The organism is Streptomyces longisporus, from assembly GCF_039532765.1.
Taxonomy (GTDB): domain Bacteria; phylum Actinomycetota; class Actinomycetes; order Streptomycetales; family Streptomycetaceae; genus Streptomyces; species Streptomyces longisporus.
This window is the reverse complement of record NZ_BAAASG010000002.1, coordinates 756,156-771,298: the sequence shown is the minus strand read 5'-3', so window position 1 is coordinate 771,298 and position 15,143 is coordinate 756,156. Positions and strand designations below refer to the sequence as shown.

Genomic DNA, 15,143 nt, shown 5'->3' with positions numbered 1-15,143 from the left:
GACGGGTTTCCGGCAGGAAAAAGTTCGGTGACCAAGGAGAAGCGCAGGATAATCTCCCGCGACCCCTCTTGCTGAGAGGAAGTCCGTATGTATACGGTCTCCATACGTGAGCTTCTCCCGTGGAGGATGGGACATGACGGAAATTCTTGTGCAGGCGGCTTCGGAGGAGCAGGTTCCTCCGGTGACCAGGGTGGTTGAGCACCCGGCCTGGGCCGTGCTCAAGAATGCCGTGGAGCAGATCCGGCCATGGCAGTCCAAGGACGGGTCGATCGACCTCGAGGCCGAGGGCGCACCCGAGCGCGCGGACGCCGAGGCGGCCGTACGGCGTGTCGTCGCGGCCGTCGAGGAGCTCTCCCCGCTGCTCCCGCACGACGCCGACTACCACGAGGCGCTGGCCAAGGACCTGCTCCGGTGGGCCGAGGGCGGCTTCGAGGTGCCCGACTTCCTCGACTCGCTGCTGGCCTTCCAGCCCGCCGCCAACCGTGCGGACGGTCTGCAGCACCTGGTCGTCTTCCCCATGTACACCCAGAACGGCAACCCGGACCGCAACCTCGAAGCGGTCGTGCTGCGCATGGTCTGGCCCGACTGGCTGGCCGAGCTGGAGCGCACCCGCTACGACAACCCGCTGTTCTGCGGCATCAAGTTCGAGGACTTCACGGCCGGCTACGACACCAACTCCGCCGTCCTCTTCCCCGAGACCATCGCCGTGCGTGAGGCGCCGGAACGTTTCTCCTGGGGTGGCATCTTCTGTGACCGCGAGGCCGCACGCTTCCGCCGCGTGACCGACGCCGCCGTCGACATCCTGGGACTGGACCTGCCCGAGGACATCGCCGCGATGGTTCACGACCAGAAGCGCTGCGAGGAGGCCTTCGTGCTGTGGGACATGGTCCACGACCGCACCCACAGCCACGGCGACCTGCCCTTCGACCCGTTCATGATCAAGCAGCGCCAGCCGTTCTGGATGTACGGCCTCGAGGAGCTGCGCTGCGACCTCACCGCCTTCAAGGAGGCCGTGAAGCTGCAGGAGGACGGCGTCCCGCAGGCCCGTGACGTGCAGTACGCCGTGCTGTTCGACCGGATGTTCCGCTTCCCGGTCACCGGCGAGCGGGTACGCAACTACGACGGCCTCGGCGGCCAGCTCCTCTTCGCCTATCTGCACAAGCACGACGTGATCCGCTGGACCGACAACAAGCTGCACATCGACTGGCAGCGCGCCCCGCAGGTCACCAACCAGCTGTGCGCCGAGATCGAGGACCTCTACCGGGCCGGCATCGACCGCCCGAAGCTGGTCCACTGGTTCGCCGCCTACGATCTGGTGTCGCAGTACCTCGCCCCGCACCCCGGCTCCCGCTGGGCCAAGGGCCCCGACGCCCTCGACCTGAGCCGCCCGCCGCGCAAGCTCGTCGATGACGTGCTTCCGGACGAGTTTCCCCTGAGCATGTTCTATGAGGCCCTCTCCAAGAAGCTGAAGAATGTGATCGCCTCCACCAAGGGCATCACGGCAAAGAGCGCCGAGCGGGTCGCCGCATGAGCGACCGCAACACCAGAACCACTGCTCAGGAGGCGAAGACCATGGCGGGGAACGGAGCTCTCAGCGGTGCGGTGATCGCGGTGGCCGGCGCGGGCGGACCCGCCGGGCGCGCGACCCTGATCCGGCTCGCGGAGGCGGGCGCGACCGTCGTCGCCGCGGACAACGATCCCGAGCGGCTCGCGGAGGCCGTGGACGCGGCCCGTTACGCGTCCGGCGGCGCCACCGTGACCGGCGAGCCGGTCGACCTGCTGGACCTGGAGTCCACCCGCGACTGGGCCATGCACATCGAGAAGGAGTTCGGCCGCGTCGACGGCCTGGTCCACCTCGTCGGCGGCTGGCGCGGCAGCGAGACCTTCATCAAGACCAGCCTCGACGACTGGGACTTCCTGGAGCTGCTGCTCATCCGCACCGTGCAGCACACCTCGCTCGCCTTCTCCGAGGCGCTGCAGCGCAGCGAGCGCGGCCGTTACGTCCTGATCAGCGCGGCCGGCGCGACCAGGCCCAGCGCGGGCAACGCGGCGTACGCCGCCGCCAAGGCCGCCGCCGAGGCGTGGACCCTGGCCATGGCCGACTTCTTCCGCAAGGCGGGAGGCGCCGAGGGGCCGACGTCGGCGGCTGCGATCCTGGTGGTGAAGGCGTTGGTGCACGACGCGATGCGCGCCGAGCGACCCAATGCGAAGTTCGCGGGCTTCACGGACGTCAAGGAGCTGGCCGAGGCCATCGCCGACGTCTGGAGCAAGCCCGCCGCCGAAGTGAACGGAAAGCGTCTGTGGCTGACCGAGAAGCCGTGAACCCCCCGAGGACCGACGCGCGTCGCCATCACGACCCGCAGGTCCGCGGCTTCGCCAGCGACAACTACGCCGGGGCCCACCCGGAGGTGCTCGCCGCCCTGGCCCTGGCCAACGGCGGGCACCAGGTCGCGTACGGCGAGGACGACTACACCGACAACCTCCAGAGCATCGTCCGCAGCCACTTCGGGGCCACGGCCGAGGCCTTCCCGGTCTTCAACGGCACCGGCGCGAACGTCGTCGCGCTCCAGGCGGTCACCGACCGCTGGGGCGCGGTGATCTGCGCCGAGAGCGCACACATCAACGTCGACGAGGGCGGCGCACCGGAGCGCATGGGCGGCCTCAAGCTGCTGACGGTGCCGACGCCGGACGGCAAGCTCACCCCCGAACTGATCGACCGGCAGGCGTACGGCTGGGACGACGAGCACCGCGCGATGCCGCAGGTCGTCTCGATCACGCAGAGCACGGAGCTCGGCACGCTCTACACGCCGGACGAGATCCGCGCGATCTGCGAGCACGCCCACGCGCACGGCATGAAGGTGCACCTGGACGGCTCCCGGATAGCCAACGCGGCCGCGTCCCTGGACGTCCCGATGCGGACGTTCACCAACGCGGTCGGCGTCGACATCCTCTCGCTCGGCGGAACGAAGAACGGCGCGCTGTTCGGCGAGGCGGTCGTCGTCATCAACCAGGACGCCGTCCGCCACATGAAGCACCTGCGCAAGCTGTCCATGCAGCTCGCCTCCAAGATGCGCTTCGTCTCGGTGCAGTTGGAGGCCCTGCTCGCCAAGGACCTGTGGCTGCGCAACGCCCGCCACTCCAACGAGATGGCCCAGCGCCTGGCCGAGGGCGTGCGCGCCGTGCACGGCGTGGAGATCCTCCACCCGGTGCAGGCCAACGGGGTGTTCGCCAAGCTCCCGCACGACGTGAGCGAGCGGCTGCAGAAGCGGTTCCGCTTCTACTTCTGGGACGAGGCCGCCGGTGTGGTGCGCTGGATGTGCGCCTTCGACACCACCGAGGAGGACGTGGACGCGTTCGTGTCGGCGCTCAAGGAGGAGATGGCGCACTGAGGCACACCTCTACCTTGCATAGGTATGCGGTCGCCTGAAAAGTCATTGACTCTCCGGTGATCGTATTCCTATGCTCTGCGGGCATGGAGCTGATCCAGAACACCCCCGACCTGTCCGCCTATTTGGCCGCTGACGAGGTCGTCGACCATGACCATCCGGTGGTACGGGAGACGGCTGCCCGTCTCGCCCGGGACGTACCGGACTCGTATGCCTATGCGCGGGCTGCTTTCGAGTTCGTGCGTGACACCATCCCGCACTCCCAGGATTCGGGCGACCCGCGTGTCACCTGGCGGGCCTCCGACGTACTGCGGCAGGGCACCGGCATCTGCTACGCCAAGGCCCACGCTCTTGCCGCCCTGCTGCGGGCCGAGGACATCCCCACGGCACTCTGCTACCAGAGGCTGGCCCACGACGACGGCGACGGCCACGCCGTGCACGGTCTGATCGCCGTCCGCTTCAACGGCGCCTGGCACCGGCAGGATCCCCGCGGCAACAAACCGGGCGTCGATGCCCAGTTCTCCCTCGAAGGCGAGCGGCTGGCCTGGATCCCCGATCCGGAGTCCCATGAGGTGGACTATCCGGGCCTGTACGCCGCACCGCATCCGGCGGTCGTCGAGGCCCTCAAGGCCGCCGCCGACCGGCCCCGTCTTTGGAAGCTGCTCCCCACCGCACTCTGAGGCAGACCATGAGGCCGGCGCACGGCGGCTCGTCAGCGGAACTCGCCGAACTGCCGGAGAAGTTCAGCCCGGGGCACGGATCACCGGCCACGCCCCGGCGTGACGATTCAGCGGGCCTCGGCGGCCTTCACCTCTTCGGGGGTCGGTGCCGTGCCGCCGAGGTGGGCGGGCATCCACCAGGTGTCGTCCGGACCCTTGGGCCGTACGGGATAGGCGCGCTGCGCCGCCTCCAGCAGCTCCTGGACGCGCTCGCGCAGCCGCCGGGTGATGGCGCCCGCGTACTGGTCCGGGGGGGCCTCCACCGGCTCGCCCACCCGGATGGTGATCGGCGTGTGGCTGCGCTTGAAGTTGCGCGGGTGGCCCTTGGTCCACAGCCGCTGGGTGCCCCACAGCGCCATCGGGATGAGCGGCACGCCCGCCTCCTGGGCCATGCGCGCGGCACCCGACTTGAAGCTCTTCAGGGTGAAGGACTGCGAGATGGTCGCCTCGGGGAAGACGCCCACGATCTCGCCGGAGCGCAGCGACTGCAGCGCGTGCTGGTAGGCCGTCTCGCCGTTCTTGCGGTCCACCGGGATGTGCTTCATGCCGCGCATCAGCGGGCCGGAGATCCGGTGCCGGAACACCGACTCCTTCGCCATGAAGCGCACCAGTCGCTTCTGCGGCAGGGCGGCCAGACCGTCGAAGATGAAGTCCAGGTAGCTGATGTGATTGCTCACCAGCACGGCGCCGCCCGAGCGCGGAATGTTCTCCGATCCCTTGAGGTCGATCTTGAGGTCCCAGACCTTGAACAACGTTTGGGCGAGACCGACGACAGGACGGTAGACAAGCTCAGCCATGGACGGGGTGGACCCTTCTCTCTGCCTGGACGGGTTCTCCCGGCGGGAAGTTACGCAGCCGTAGGTTTACGGCATTGCGCAGATCGTGCCCCAAGAACGAACGGGGGGCCAGTCCTGGCGCCGTAGAACGGCGAGATCCTCGTCACGTCCGACAACTGATCCACCTCGGATTTTTAATCGGCCTTTACTCCGTACGGACCGTCACCCGCCGTACGAGCAGGTACATCTCGCAGCCCAGGCAGTACCCGAACGCGGCATTGAGGAACGCGGCGGCCAGTGCGGCGGCGGTCGCCGCGAGCCCCAGCCAGGCCGGGCCGAGTCCGAAACCGACCAGCCCGACGCCTGCGAAGACCAGCCCCACCGCCTGCGCGAACCGCGGCGGCTCCGGCGACTCGAACTCGGCCGGCGGCCCGAGCCTGGGACGCACCACCTTGCGGAACAGCCAGCCGTACGGCGAACGGCCCACCCCGCCCGCCGCGCCCAGCGCGAACGCCAGCGTCTGCCAGGCGAGCAGCCAGGCGCTCCCGGTGATCAGCACGACCGCCAGGACGACGGTCGTCACGGCCGCCCCGAAACGGGGCCCCCTCACATCAATGTCCATGAAGCAAGCATTCCGTATGGGAAAAGATCCGGGGAGCCGGGAATCTTTGCAGTCTCGTGAATGCTTGTGCAGGTGATGACCGGACTTGTGGTGTGCGCACTGGTGCTCGTGGCGACGAGCGCCTACGGAGTGATTCATCGACGGCGAAACGGGAGGGTACGCGTGCGTGGGCGCGACGGCGGGAAGCGGCTCGCGGCAGCCGAGTTGGGCGCGGAACTCGGCGAGCGCGCCACGCTCCTGCAGTTCTCCAGCGCGTTCTGCGCGCCCTGCCGGGCCACCCGACGTGTCCTCGGTGAGGTGGCCGGGATGGTCCCGGGCGTGACCCACGTCGAGATCGACGCCGAGGACCATCTGGACCTGGTGCGCGAACTCGACATCCTCAAGACCCCGACCGTGCTGGTCCTGGACGCCGACGGCCGGATCGTACGGCGTGCCACCGGCCAGCCGCGCAAGGCCGACGTCATCGCCGCGCTGGGGGAGGCGGTTTGACGGCCGTGCTGCGGACGGTGAGGCATCTCCCATATGCCGGAACGTACTTGACTGCGCGCACCACCTATCGTCAGCCTGACCGTATGCCTACGGAACTCCTTCTCTACGGGCGGGTGCACGTCGACCTCGCCCGCACTGCGAGCGCGCGCTGTCCGAGCTGTTGAGCAGCCACGACGCCCGCCCCTCCGCGTAGAAGGACAACTCCATGACGGCCACGCCCGACCTCGGCACCCGCACCCCCCGGCTCGCCTCTCCCGACCTGCTGCGCTCCGTCTTCCGGCGGCACGCGGCAGGAGTCGCCGTGATCACCGCACGAGGCGACGCCGGTCCGGTCGGCTTCACCGCCACCTCGCTCACCTCCGTCTCCGCCGAACCCCCGCTGCTGTCCTTCGGCATCAGCACCGGGGCCTCCAGCTGGCCGGCGATCTCGGCGACCGACCACATCGGCGTCCACATACTCGGCGAGCATCAGCAGGACCTCGCGGCCACGTTCGCCAGGAGCGGCGCCGACCGCTTCGGCGCGCCCACCGCCTGGCGTACGGGCCCCGAGGGTGTTCCCGTCCTCGACGGCGTCCTCGCCTGGCTGGTGTGCCGGATCGTCGGCCGCGTCCCCGCCGGGGACCACCGCATCGTGCTGGCCGAGGTCGTGCTCGGCGACCCCACGGGCCCCGGCCGCCCGCTCCTCTACCATCAGGGTCATTTCAACGGCCTGCGCGACTGACCGCCGTCCGTCTCCGCCTGCGAAGCGGTCGAGTTCCGATTACGCTGCGTTGCAAAGGTCACAGTTCAAAGCGCTTGCTTAGCGGGAACGAACTGGGTGTACTGACGAGTAATGTTTCGCTCGGAGCGCGGGTCGCCCCGATCGGGATCGGCCGCTTGAGGCGCCTATGCTGCCTGAAAGTAGGCAGCACCGAAATGACGATTGCAGTAGGAGAGCCGGCGTGAGCTTGAGGATCGTTGTCACTGTGAAGTACGTGCCCGACGCCACTGGCGACCGGCACTTCGCCGATGACCTGACCGTCGACCGGGACGACGTGGACGGTCTGCTCTCCGAGCTGGACGAGTACGCGGTCGAGCAGGCGCTGCAGATCTCCGAGAACTCCGACGACGACGTGGAGATCACCGTCTTGACGGTGGGTCCGGAGGACGCCAAGGACGCGCTGCGCAAGGCGCTGTCCATGGGTGCCGACAAGGCCATCCACGTGGAGGACGACGACCTGCACGGCACCGACGCGATCGGTACCTCGCTGGTGTTGGCCAAGGCGATCGAGAAGGCGGGCTACGACCTGGTGGTCTCGGGCATGGCCTCCACCGACGGCACGATGGGCGTGGTTCCGGCCCTGCTCGCGGAGCGTCTGGGTGTGCCGCAGGTGACGCTGCTGTCCGAGGTGAGCGTGGAGGACGGCACGGTCAAGGGCCGCCGGGACGGCGATGCCGCCTCGGAGCAGCTGGAGGCTTCGCTTCCGGCGGTGGTGTCGGTGACCGACCAGTCGGGTGAGGCGCGGTACCCGTCGTTCAAGGGGATCATGGCGGCCAAGAAGAAGCCGGTCGAGTCGTGGGACCTGTCCGACCTGGAGATCGACGCGGAGGAGGTCGGTCTGGCGGGTGCGTGGACGAAGGTCGCCTCGGCGGCCGAGCGTCCGGCCCGTACTGCGGGCACGATCGTCAAGGACGAGGGCGAGGGCGGCAAGCAGCTCGCCGAGTTCCTCGCGAGCCAGAAGTTCATCTAAGGGACCTGCCGGTCCCTCGAAGGCTCAACTCCCTTACCGCCCCTCAGACTTCGCAATCCGCAGGAGAGCAATCCCATGGCTGAAGTTCTCGTCTACGTCGACCACGTGGACGGTGCCGTCCGCAAGCCCACCCTGGAGCTTTTGACCCTCGCGCGCCGCATCGGTGAGCCGGTCGCCGTCGCGCTGGGCAACGGCGCCGCCGGCACCGCGGCCGCGCTGGCCGAGCACGGCGCCGTCAAGGTGCTGACCCACGAGGCGTCCGAGTACGCCGACTACCTGGTCGTCCCCAAGGTGGACGCCCTGCAGGCCGCCGTCGCCGCCGTGTCCCCGGCCGCGGTGCTGGTGCCGTCCTCCGCCGAGGGCAAGGAGATCGCCGCCCGTCTGGCGCTGCGCATCGGTTCCGGCATCATCACCGACGCCGTCGACCTGGAGGCCTCGGACGAGGGTCCGGTGGCCACCCAGTCGGTGTTCGCCGCGTCCTTCACCACCAAGTCCCGGATCAGCAAGGGCACCCCGGTCATCACCGTCAAGCCGAACTCCGCCGCCGTGGAGGCCGCCCCGGCCGCCGGCGCGGTCGAGGCCCTGACGGTCTCCTTCTCCCAGCAGGCGACCGGTACCAAGGTCACCGGCCGTACGCCGCGGGAGTCGACCGGGCGTCCGGAGCTGACCGAGGCCGCGATCGTGGTCTCCGGCGGCCGCGGCGTCAACGGCGCCGAGAACTTCCCGCTCATCGAGGCGCTCGCCGACTCCCTCGGCGCTGCCGTCGGCGCCTCCCGTGCCGCGGTGGACGCGGGCTGGTACCCGCACACCAACCAGGTCGGCCAGACCGGCAAGAGCGTCTCCCCGCAGCTGTACATCGCCAACGGCATCTCCGGTGCCATCCAGCACCGGGCCGGCATGCAGACCTCGAAGACCATCGTCGCGGTCAACAAGGACCCCGAGGCCCCGATCTTCGACCTCGTCGACTACGGCGTGGTCGGCGACCTCTTCGACGTCGTCCCCCAGCTCACCGAGGAGATCAACGCCCGCAAGGGCTGATCACCCGAAGGCCGGTCGAGGCCCCCGCGACTGCACGAACAGTCGCGGGGGCCTCGGCTCATTCCAGGCTGAGCGAGGCCTGCACGGGCAGATGATCGCTCGGGAACTGGCCGTCGGCGGAGAAGGTGTCGACGGAGGCCCGGTGCGTCGTCACCCATGGCGTGGTGAGGATCCAGTCGATGCGGTCGCCGTTCGGGGTGAGCCCCTTGTAGCCGTGGAAGGTCCCGTACGGAGCGCTGCGGTGCGCCGCCGCGTCCCAGGTGTCGAGGAGCCCCGAGCCCACCAGGGTGTCGTAGACCGGGTTCCCGTGCGCGGCGGCGTTGAAGTCGCCGGTCACCACGGCCGGCAGCGAACGGTCGAGCTGGGCGATCCGCTGGACCAGCAGCGAGGCGCTGCGCTCGCGCGCGTACTGGCTCGCGTGGTCGAAGTGCGTGTTGAGGACGTAGAACTCCCGTCCGCCGTCGGCGAGATCGCGGAAGCGGACCCAGGTGACGATGCGCGGGAAGGCGGCGCCCCAGGTGTTCGAGCGGATGACCTCCGGGGTGTCGGAGAGCCAGAAGGTGTAGTGCTCGACCGGGGTCAGGCGCCGGTTGTCGTAGAAGACCGCCGTGGACTCGTCGCGGCTGCCGCCCTCGCGGCCGGTGCCGATCCAGTCGTAGGACGGCCCGAGGTCGGAGTCGATGTCGCGCAGCTGCTGGTAGAGGCCCTCCTGGGTGCCGATGACATGGGGGTGCGCGCGACGCAGCAGCTCGCCCATCACCGGTCTGCGGTCGCTCCAGCTGTTGGGTTCCTTCGTGCTCGCGAAACGTAGGTTGAAGGTCATGACCTCGAGACGGGGCGCCCGGCGCGCCTGTGTCGAGGGGGACGGCGCGGGCGAGGCGGACGAGGCGGAGATCGCGGCGCCGGCGAGCGGCACGGTGACCGCCGCGGCCAAGGCGGCCTTCAGGCCCAGACGGCGGGTGACTCGGCGTTGGTTCGGCACGGAGGCTCCTTCGGTGGCGGCAGCCGGACGAGTCGTGCGAGGGCGAGTCGTGCACAGGGAAGTGTCATACCCGGGTGTGAGATGGGCGTGAACATGCCGAGATCACGGCGCTGCTCCCCGTGGACATGGTGTTGACCACCGGAAGGTGCCCAGATAACTTCATTCTACGGATTGTTGATTCCGCACAGTGGAAAACAGGAGGGTATGGGATGGGTCAGGGCCAGCAGGAGAAGGTGGCGACGAGCCTCGCAGGCGCGATCAGCGAGGAGATCAGCGCCTCCCTCGCCCCGGTCGACGCCGAACTGGAGCGTCGCTACCCGGGGGACCCCGGCACCCGCCAGCCCGTCCACACCGTCTACGTCCCCGGTGACGTCTTCGCCGCCGACACCATCCGCTCCTGGGGCCACCAGGCCCTTGCAGCCCTCGACGCACACGCCCCGGACGCCGCCTCCTTCGCGGCCGTCCTCGGCCTGTCCGACGAGCTCGCCGAGCCCGTCTACACGCGCGTGCGCGCCAAGCTGGAGCGTGAGCCCATCGAGGACCTGCGCGTCGACTTCGAGGACGGCTACGGCCCCCGCCCGGACGCCGAGGAGGACGAGGCGGCGGCCCGCGCGGCCCGCCTGATCGCCGAGGCGTATGCAAAGGGGACGGCGGCCCCGTACATGGGAATCCGCATGAAGTGCATGGAGGCGCCGGTGCGCGACCGGGGCCTCCGCACCCTCGACATCTTCCTCAGCGGCCTGATGGAGGCCGGCGGGCTGCCCGAGGGGCTGGTGCTGACGCTGCCCAAGGTGACGTACGCCGAGCAGGTCAGCGCCATGGTGCGGCTCCTGGAGGCCTTCGAGAAGGCGCGCGGGCTCGAGCCCGGCCGGATCGGCTTCGAGATCCAGATCGAGACCAGCCAGTCCATCCTCGCCACCGACGGCACCGCCACCGTCGCCCGCATGATCCAGGCCGCCGAGGGCCGTGCCACCGGACTGCACTACGGCACCTTCGACTACAGCGCCTGTCTCGGCGTCTCCGCCGCCTACCAGGCCAGCGACCACCCGGCCGCCGACCACGCCAAGGCGATCATGCAGGTCGCGGCCGCGGGAACGGGTGTCCGGGTGTCGGACGGCTCGACCAACGTGCTGCCCGTGGGCCCGACCGAGAAGGTGCACGACGCCTGGCGCCTGCACTACGGCCTCACCCGCCGCGCGCTCGCCCGCGCCTACTACCAGGGCTGGGACATGCACCCCGGTCACATCCCCACCCGGTACGCGGCCGTCTTCGCCTTCTACCGCGAGGGCTTCGAGCAGGCCGCCGCCCGCCTCGCGCGGTACGCCAACCGGGCCGGCGGCGACGTCATGGACGAGCCCGCCACCGCCAAGGCCCTCAGCGGCTATCTGCTGCGCGGTCTGGACTGCGGCGCGCTGGACATCGCCGAGGTCGCCCGGGTGACCGGTCTGACCCGGGCCGACCTGGAGGGCTTCGCGGCGCCCCGGCGCGGCGACCTGACCGCGTCCGCCAAGTAGCGGACCTGCCACAGCCGTTACCACCGGCTGGCGTTGTCACTCCCGCCCCGTAGTCTGTACGGCACGCATTGACATGTCACAGGAACGGGGCGGGCGGTGTCTTCGGGGGAGTCCTCAGGCGGGAACAACCAGGCTGACGGGACAGGGCGGCTGCTGGCGGGGCGCTATCGCGTCGTGTCGCAGCTCGGCCGTGGCGGCATGGGCGTCGTCTGGAGAGCCGTCGACGAGGTGCTGGGCCGTGAGGTCGCCGTCAAGGAACTGCGCACCTACACCGATGCCGCCGGGCCCGAACTAGCCGATCTGCGGCTGCGGATGCAGCGGGAGGCGCGCGCGGCGGCCCGGGTGCGCCACCCCTCAGTCGTCGCCGTGCACGACGTGACCGAGGTCGACGGCCGTCCGCTCATCGTCATGGAGCTGGTCGAGGGGCCGTCCCTGGAGCAGGTGTTGCGCGAGCGCGGCTCCCTCGACCCGGTCGAGGCCGCCGGTATCGGCGCCAAGGTGATGGACGCGCTGGCGGCAGCACACCGGGCCGGCGTCCTGCACCGTGACGTGAAGCCCGGGAACATCCTGCTCGAGGGGTCCGGTCGCGTCGTCCTGACGGACTTCGGCATCGCGGCCATGGACGACCCGGGCGACGGCGCGGCCACCCATCTGACCCGCAGCGGTGCGCTCGTCGGCTCCCTGGACTACCTGGCGCCCGAGCGGGCCCAGGGCGCCGAGGCGAGCCCTGCCTCCGACGTCTGGGCCCTGGGAGCCACGCTGTACGCGGCCGTCGAGGGCTCCTCACCCTTCCGCCGCACGTCGACGTACTCCACGCTCACCGCGATCGTCACCGAGCCCCTCCGGGAGCCGGAGCGTGCCGGCCCGCTCACCCCCGTACTCCGGCAACTGCTGGACAAGCGGCCCGAGACCCGTCCGGAGGCCGAGCAGGGACGCGCTCTGCTGCAGGCGGTGGCGGATGCGGGCGGCACGGACACGCCGACGACGACCCTGCGCGATCACGGCGCGCCGAGGGCGCAGACGGAGCCCGCCGTCCCGTCGCTGCCCCCCGGGTTCCTGATGCCGGGAGCGGCGCAGGACCCCGCTCCCACCGAGCAGCGCGGGCCGGTGCCACCCGGCTCCGACCCGGCACCACGGCACGACCAGGCCGCGCCCGGCTCCCATCCCGCGCCGTTTGCCGCACACGCGACGCCGGGCTTCGGCCCGCCCGCGCCGCAGAACCCGGCACCGGACCTGGCGACGGCCCCCACCGGGCCCATATCCCCGACGACCTCCCCGCGCCGCAAGGGCCGCGCCCTGCTCGCCGCCGCGGCCGTCACCGTCGTCCTCGCGGCGGCCGGCGGCACCGTCGCCCTGCTGAACGCCCGGAACACGGAAGCGAACACGCGCACCTCCGCATCCCATTCGGATGCCCGAGCGTCCGCGTCCGCCACCGACCGCACCGACGCCGGCCACTCGGACGGCCCCAAGCCGACGGAACAGGGCGACAAGAAGACCCCGGCGCCGACGAAGACCCCCGGTCAGAAGGGTGGGGCCACGCCGACGAACCGGGCCTCGTCCTCGTCCACGGCGAAGTCCCCGGGCGGCGGCACCACCGGGGGCGGTACCACGGGCGGCACGACCTCGGGCGGCACCACCGGTGGCGGCAGCGGCGGTACGACGGGCGGAGGGGGCGCGACCACCCCGGCACCGGCCTGCACCTCCATAGGCGGCGGCAAGTACAACTGCACGGTCTGGCGCACCGCCAAGTCCTACACCGCCTCCGGCACCGAGGTCGGCGTCCTCGGCGCGGGCACCAACTACTTCTACTGCCAGCAGAACCTGGGCCGGCGCGAGACATACGGCCAGTGGACCAACGTCTGGTGGGCGAAGACGGACGACGACAGCGGCAACACGAACGTCTACATCAGCGACGTCTACGTCAAGGGCGGTGACAACGACCAGCCGATCCCCGGACTCCCGGTCTGCTGACGCCGGGCACGCTCACCCGTCCGCCAGGTACCGTTCCAGCCCCGACTCCGTCACCAGCTTCTCCTCGGCCAACACCCGGGTGCCCCGCTCGCACAGCTCCGCATCGGCACGCGCCCGCCTGCAGAACTCCTCGGGTGTGACACCGAACAGCTCCCTCAACCGCGCCGAACCGACGAGGAGTCCGGTGAGCAGCGCCCGCTGGGCGACCGGTCCGCGTGGCCTTTCCGAACCGTTGCGCAGGACCCCGCGGCGATTGACGTAGAGATACGCACCGGGCAGCCGCGTCCCGTCCTCCAACTCGATCCGCACCTGTGGCTCCTGCAGCCAGGCGCGCCGGTAGTTGCCGTACGGCAGCGGCACGCCCTCGCTGGCGTCGATCATCGCGAGTTGCCCGGCGTCCAGCCAGGTCACGAACAACTCCCGTACGGTGCCGGGTGCCTCGACCGGTGACGCGGACACATAGCCCATGCGGCTGACGTGCGCGGAGACGCCCACGTCGATGCCGGTGACCCGGGCGCGCACCATCGGGACGGGCGAGGTGATCCCGGACTCGTCCATCTTGTGGCGCAGTTGGCCCGGGCAGGCGTTGGAGCCGACCGCCACCACGGGGACGCGGTGCTCGTGCACCAGGCGGTCGAGGGGCAGAAACCGGTCGCCGTCGAGGAGCCCGGACCGCGCGGGCCAGGCTCCCGGGTAGAGCAGCGGGTGGTCGCGCGGGGCCGTCGCGAGGCCCAGCGCTTCGAGGCTGTGGTCCGCTTCGCCCTTCATGGGCGGCTCAGTCCGCCGGCGGCAGCTCGCCCGAACCGCGGGTGATCAGCCGGGTCGGCAGCTCGATGCGCTCCGGGGTGAGCAGCGTGCCGTCCAGTTGACGGAAGAGGCGGTCTGCGGCGGTGCGACCGAGGGCCGCCGCGTCCTGGGCGACGACGGTGACGCCCGGCTGCAGCAGATCGGCGAGCTCGAAGTCGTCGAAGCCGACCAGGGCGACCCGGCGGGACTGCTCGGCGAGGACCCGGACCACGGTGACCGTCACGCGGTTGTTGCCCGCGAAGACCGCGGTGACCGGGGCGGGCCCGGAGAGCATCTCCTCGGCGGCCCGCCGCACCCGCTGAGGATCCGTCACGCCCAGGGACATCCAGGAGTCCTCGACCGGGATGCCCGCGTCCTCCATGGCGGCCCGGTAGCCCCGCAGCCGCTCGGCGGCCGTGTGGATACGGGGCATGTCGCCGATGAACCCGATCCGGCGGTGGCCGTGGGCGATGAGGTGGGCGACGCCGTCGCGGGCGCCGCCGTAGTTGTCGGACAGGACGACATCGGCGTCGATCCTCCCGGCGGGCCGGTCGACGAACACCGTGGCGACGCCCGCCTTGATCTCGGGTTCCAGATAGCGGTGGTCGTCACCGGCCGGGATGATCACCAGGCCGTCCACCCGTCGCGCACACAGGGCCAGGGCCAACTCCTGCTCGCGATCGGGGTCCTCGGCGCTGGAGCCGTTGATCAGCAGGGCGCCGTGCGCGCGGGCCACCTCCTCGACCGCACGGCTGAGGGGGCCGTAGAACGGGTCGGCGAGGTCCTCCAGGACCAGGCCGATGCTGGCGGTGCGGCCCTTGCGCAGCACGCGCGCGCTGTCGTTGCGGCGGAAGCCGAGCGCGTCGATGGCCTCCTGGACGCGGCGCTCGGTCTCGGGGGTGACGCCGGGCTCGCCGTTGACCACGCGGGAGACGGTCTTCAGGCCGACTCCGGCGCGCGCCGCCACGTCCTTCATGGTGGGACGGTTGCCATAACGCGTCGCGGAGAGGGGGGCTGTTCGGCGAGCGGTCTCGGGCACGATGCGCTGTCCTGTCCTGTCTCGTCCACGGGTCTCGTCCACAGGGATGCGTCAGACCATGAGTTTGTATGAGGATGTGGCGTCGAGCATA

15 protein-coding genes are annotated in these 15,143 nt (G+C 70.5%); 10 read left to right on the top strand and 5 right to left on the bottom strand.

Features of this window, described 5'->3' with window-relative positions; translation table 11 throughout:
* Window positions 1-133 precede the first annotated feature (133 nt).
* The 4 genes from ABD355_RS05060 (at window position 134) to ABD355_RS05045 (ending at window position 4,066) form a co-directional block, all read left to right on the top strand.
* Window positions 134-1,531, top strand: coding sequence for a DUF6421 family protein (locus tag ABD355_RS05060; RefSeq protein ID WP_344398822.1), 1,398 nt, complete (start codon window positions 134-136; stop codon window positions 1,529-1,531).
* Window positions 1,528-2,322, top strand: coding sequence for an SDR family NAD(P)-dependent oxidoreductase (locus tag ABD355_RS05055; RefSeq protein ID WP_344398821.1), 795 nt, complete (start codon window positions 1,528-1,530; stop codon window positions 2,320-2,322). The genes ABD355_RS05060 and ABD355_RS05055 overlap by 4 nt, the downstream gene beginning before the upstream one ends.
* Entirely contained in the window at window positions 2,319-3,389 is a 1,071-nt protein-coding gene (locus ABD355_RS05050; protein ID WP_344398820.1) for a threonine aldolase family protein, read from the top strand. The genes ABD355_RS05055 and ABD355_RS05050 overlap by 4 nt, the downstream gene beginning before the upstream one ends.
* An 83-nt stretch (window positions 3,390-3,472) precedes the next feature.
* On the top strand, window positions 3,473-4,066 hold the full coding sequence (locus ABD355_RS05045; RefSeq protein ID WP_344398819.1) for a transglutaminase domain-containing protein: 594 nt from the start codon (window positions 3,473-3,475) through the stop codon (window positions 4,064-4,066).
* A gap of 107 nt (window positions 4,067-4,173) precedes the next feature.
* On the opposite strand, the gene ABD355_RS05040 is transcribed toward ABD355_RS05045, so the two are convergent.
* The gene (locus ABD355_RS05040; RefSeq protein WP_344398818.1) at window positions 4,174-4,902 is read right to left on the bottom strand and encodes a lysophospholipid acyltransferase family protein; all 729 of its coding nucleotides are present in this window, start codon (window positions 4,900-4,902) and stop codon (window positions 4,174-4,176) included.
* Window positions 4,903-5,086: 184 nt separating this feature from the next.
* Complete coding sequence (locus ABD355_RS05035) at window positions 5,087-5,503, bottom strand: DUF4395 domain-containing protein (RefSeq protein WP_344398817.1); 417 nt, start codon at window positions 5,501-5,503, stop codon at window positions 5,087-5,089.
* 75 nt (window positions 5,504-5,578) lie between these two features.
* Between ABD355_RS05035 and ABD355_RS05030 the strand changes: the two genes are divergently transcribed.
* The 4 genes from ABD355_RS05030 to ABD355_RS05015 all read left to right on the top strand — a co-directional run bounded on the left by ABD355_RS05030 (window position 5,579) and on the right by ABD355_RS05015 (window position 8,760).
* A complete protein-coding gene (locus ABD355_RS05030) occupies window positions 5,579-5,992 on the top strand; it encodes a TlpA family protein disulfide reductase (protein ID WP_344399045.1) in 414 nt (137 codons plus the stop codon).
* Between the two features lie 205 nt (window positions 5,993-6,197).
* Complete coding sequence (locus ABD355_RS05025) at window positions 6,198-6,713, top strand: flavin reductase family protein (RefSeq protein WP_344398816.1); 516 nt, start codon at window positions 6,198-6,200, stop codon at window positions 6,711-6,713.
* A 220-nt stretch (window positions 6,714-6,933) separates the two neighbouring features.
* Window positions 6,934-7,722, top strand: coding sequence for an electron transfer flavoprotein subunit beta/FixA family protein (locus ABD355_RS05020; protein ID WP_344398815.1), 789 nt, complete (start codon window positions 6,934-6,936; stop codon window positions 7,720-7,722).
* A gap of 75 nt (window positions 7,723-7,797) precedes the next feature.
* A complete protein-coding gene (locus ABD355_RS05015; RefSeq protein WP_344398814.1) occupies window positions 7,798-8,760 on the top strand; it encodes an electron transfer flavoprotein subunit alpha/FixB family protein in 963 nt (320 codons plus the stop codon).
* A gap of 58 nt (window positions 8,761-8,818) precedes the next feature.
* On the opposite strand, the gene ABD355_RS05010 is transcribed toward ABD355_RS05015, so the two are convergent.
* Window positions 8,819-9,742, bottom strand: a complete 924-nt coding sequence (locus ABD355_RS05010; protein ID WP_344398813.1) for an endonuclease/exonuclease/phosphatase family protein — start codon at window positions 9,740-9,742, stop codon at window positions 8,819-8,821.
* A gap of 209 nt (window positions 9,743-9,951) precedes the next feature.
* On the opposite strand from ABD355_RS05010, the gene ABD355_RS05005 reads away from it, so the two are divergent.
* Both ABD355_RS05005 and ABD355_RS05000 read left to right on the top strand, forming a co-directional pair.
* Window positions 9,952-11,256 carry a DUF6986 family protein gene (locus tag ABD355_RS05005; RefSeq protein ID WP_344398812.1) on the top strand — a complete coding sequence of 435 codons (1,305 nt, stop codon included), beginning with the start codon at window positions 9,952-9,954 and terminating at the stop codon, window positions 11,254-11,256.
* Window positions 11,257-11,352: 96 nt separating this feature from the next.
* Complete coding sequence (locus ABD355_RS05000; protein WP_344398811.1) at window positions 11,353-13,227, top strand: serine/threonine-protein kinase; 1,875 nt, start codon at window positions 11,353-11,355, stop codon at window positions 13,225-13,227.
* 12 nt (window positions 13,228-13,239) lie between these two features.
* On the opposite strand, the gene ABD355_RS04995 is transcribed toward ABD355_RS05000, so the two are convergent.
* Window positions 13,240-13,995, bottom strand: coding sequence for a hypothetical protein (locus ABD355_RS04995; protein WP_425585695.1), 756 nt, complete (start codon window positions 13,993-13,995; stop codon window positions 13,240-13,242).
* Between the two features lie 7 nt (window positions 13,996-14,002).
* Window positions 14,003-15,052 (bottom strand): LacI family DNA-binding transcriptional regulator, encoded by a 1,050-nt coding sequence (locus tag ABD355_RS04990; protein ID WP_344398810.1) that lies wholly within the window; start codon window positions 15,050-15,052, stop codon window positions 14,003-14,005.
* Window positions 15,053-15,143: the final 91 nt, after the last annotated feature.

Bases quoted from the DNA above. Each gene is read 5' to 3' on its own strand.
- ABD355_RS05060 (WP_344398822.1), top strand. From the start codon at position 134: ATGACGGAAATTCTTGTGCAGGCGGCTTCGGAGGAGCAGGTTCCTCCG.
- ABD355_RS05055 (WP_344398821.1), top strand. From the start codon at position 1,528: ATGAGCGACCGCAACACCAGAACCACTGCTCAGGAGGCGAAGACCATG.
- ABD355_RS05045 (WP_344398819.1), top strand. From the start codon at position 3,473: ATGGAGCTGATCCAGAACACCCCCGACCTGTCCGCCTATTTGGCCGCT.
- ABD355_RS05040 (WP_344398818.1), bottom strand. From the start codon at position 4,902: ATGGCTGAGCTTGTCTACCGTCCTGTCGTCGGTCTCGCCCAAACGTTG.
- ABD355_RS05035 (WP_344398817.1), bottom strand. From the start codon at position 5,503: ATGGACATTGATGTGAGGGGGCCCCGTTTCGGGGCGGCCGTGACGACC.
- ABD355_RS05030 (WP_344399045.1), top strand. From the start codon at position 5,579: ATGACCGGACTTGTGGTGTGCGCACTGGTGCTCGTGGCGACGAGCGCC.
- ABD355_RS05025 (WP_344398816.1), top strand. From the start codon at position 6,198: ATGACGGCCACGCCCGACCTCGGCACCCGCACCCCCCGGCTCGCCTCT.
- ABD355_RS05015 (WP_344398814.1), top strand. From the start codon at position 7,798: ATGGCTGAAGTTCTCGTCTACGTCGACCACGTGGACGGTGCCGTCCGC.
- ABD355_RS05005 (WP_344398812.1), top strand. From the start codon at position 9,952: ATGGGTCAGGGCCAGCAGGAGAAGGTGGCGACGAGCCTCGCAGGCGCG.
- ABD355_RS04995 (WP_425585695.1), bottom strand. From the start codon at position 13,995: ATGAAGGGCGAAGCGGACCACAGCCTCGAAGCGCTGGGCCTCGCGACG.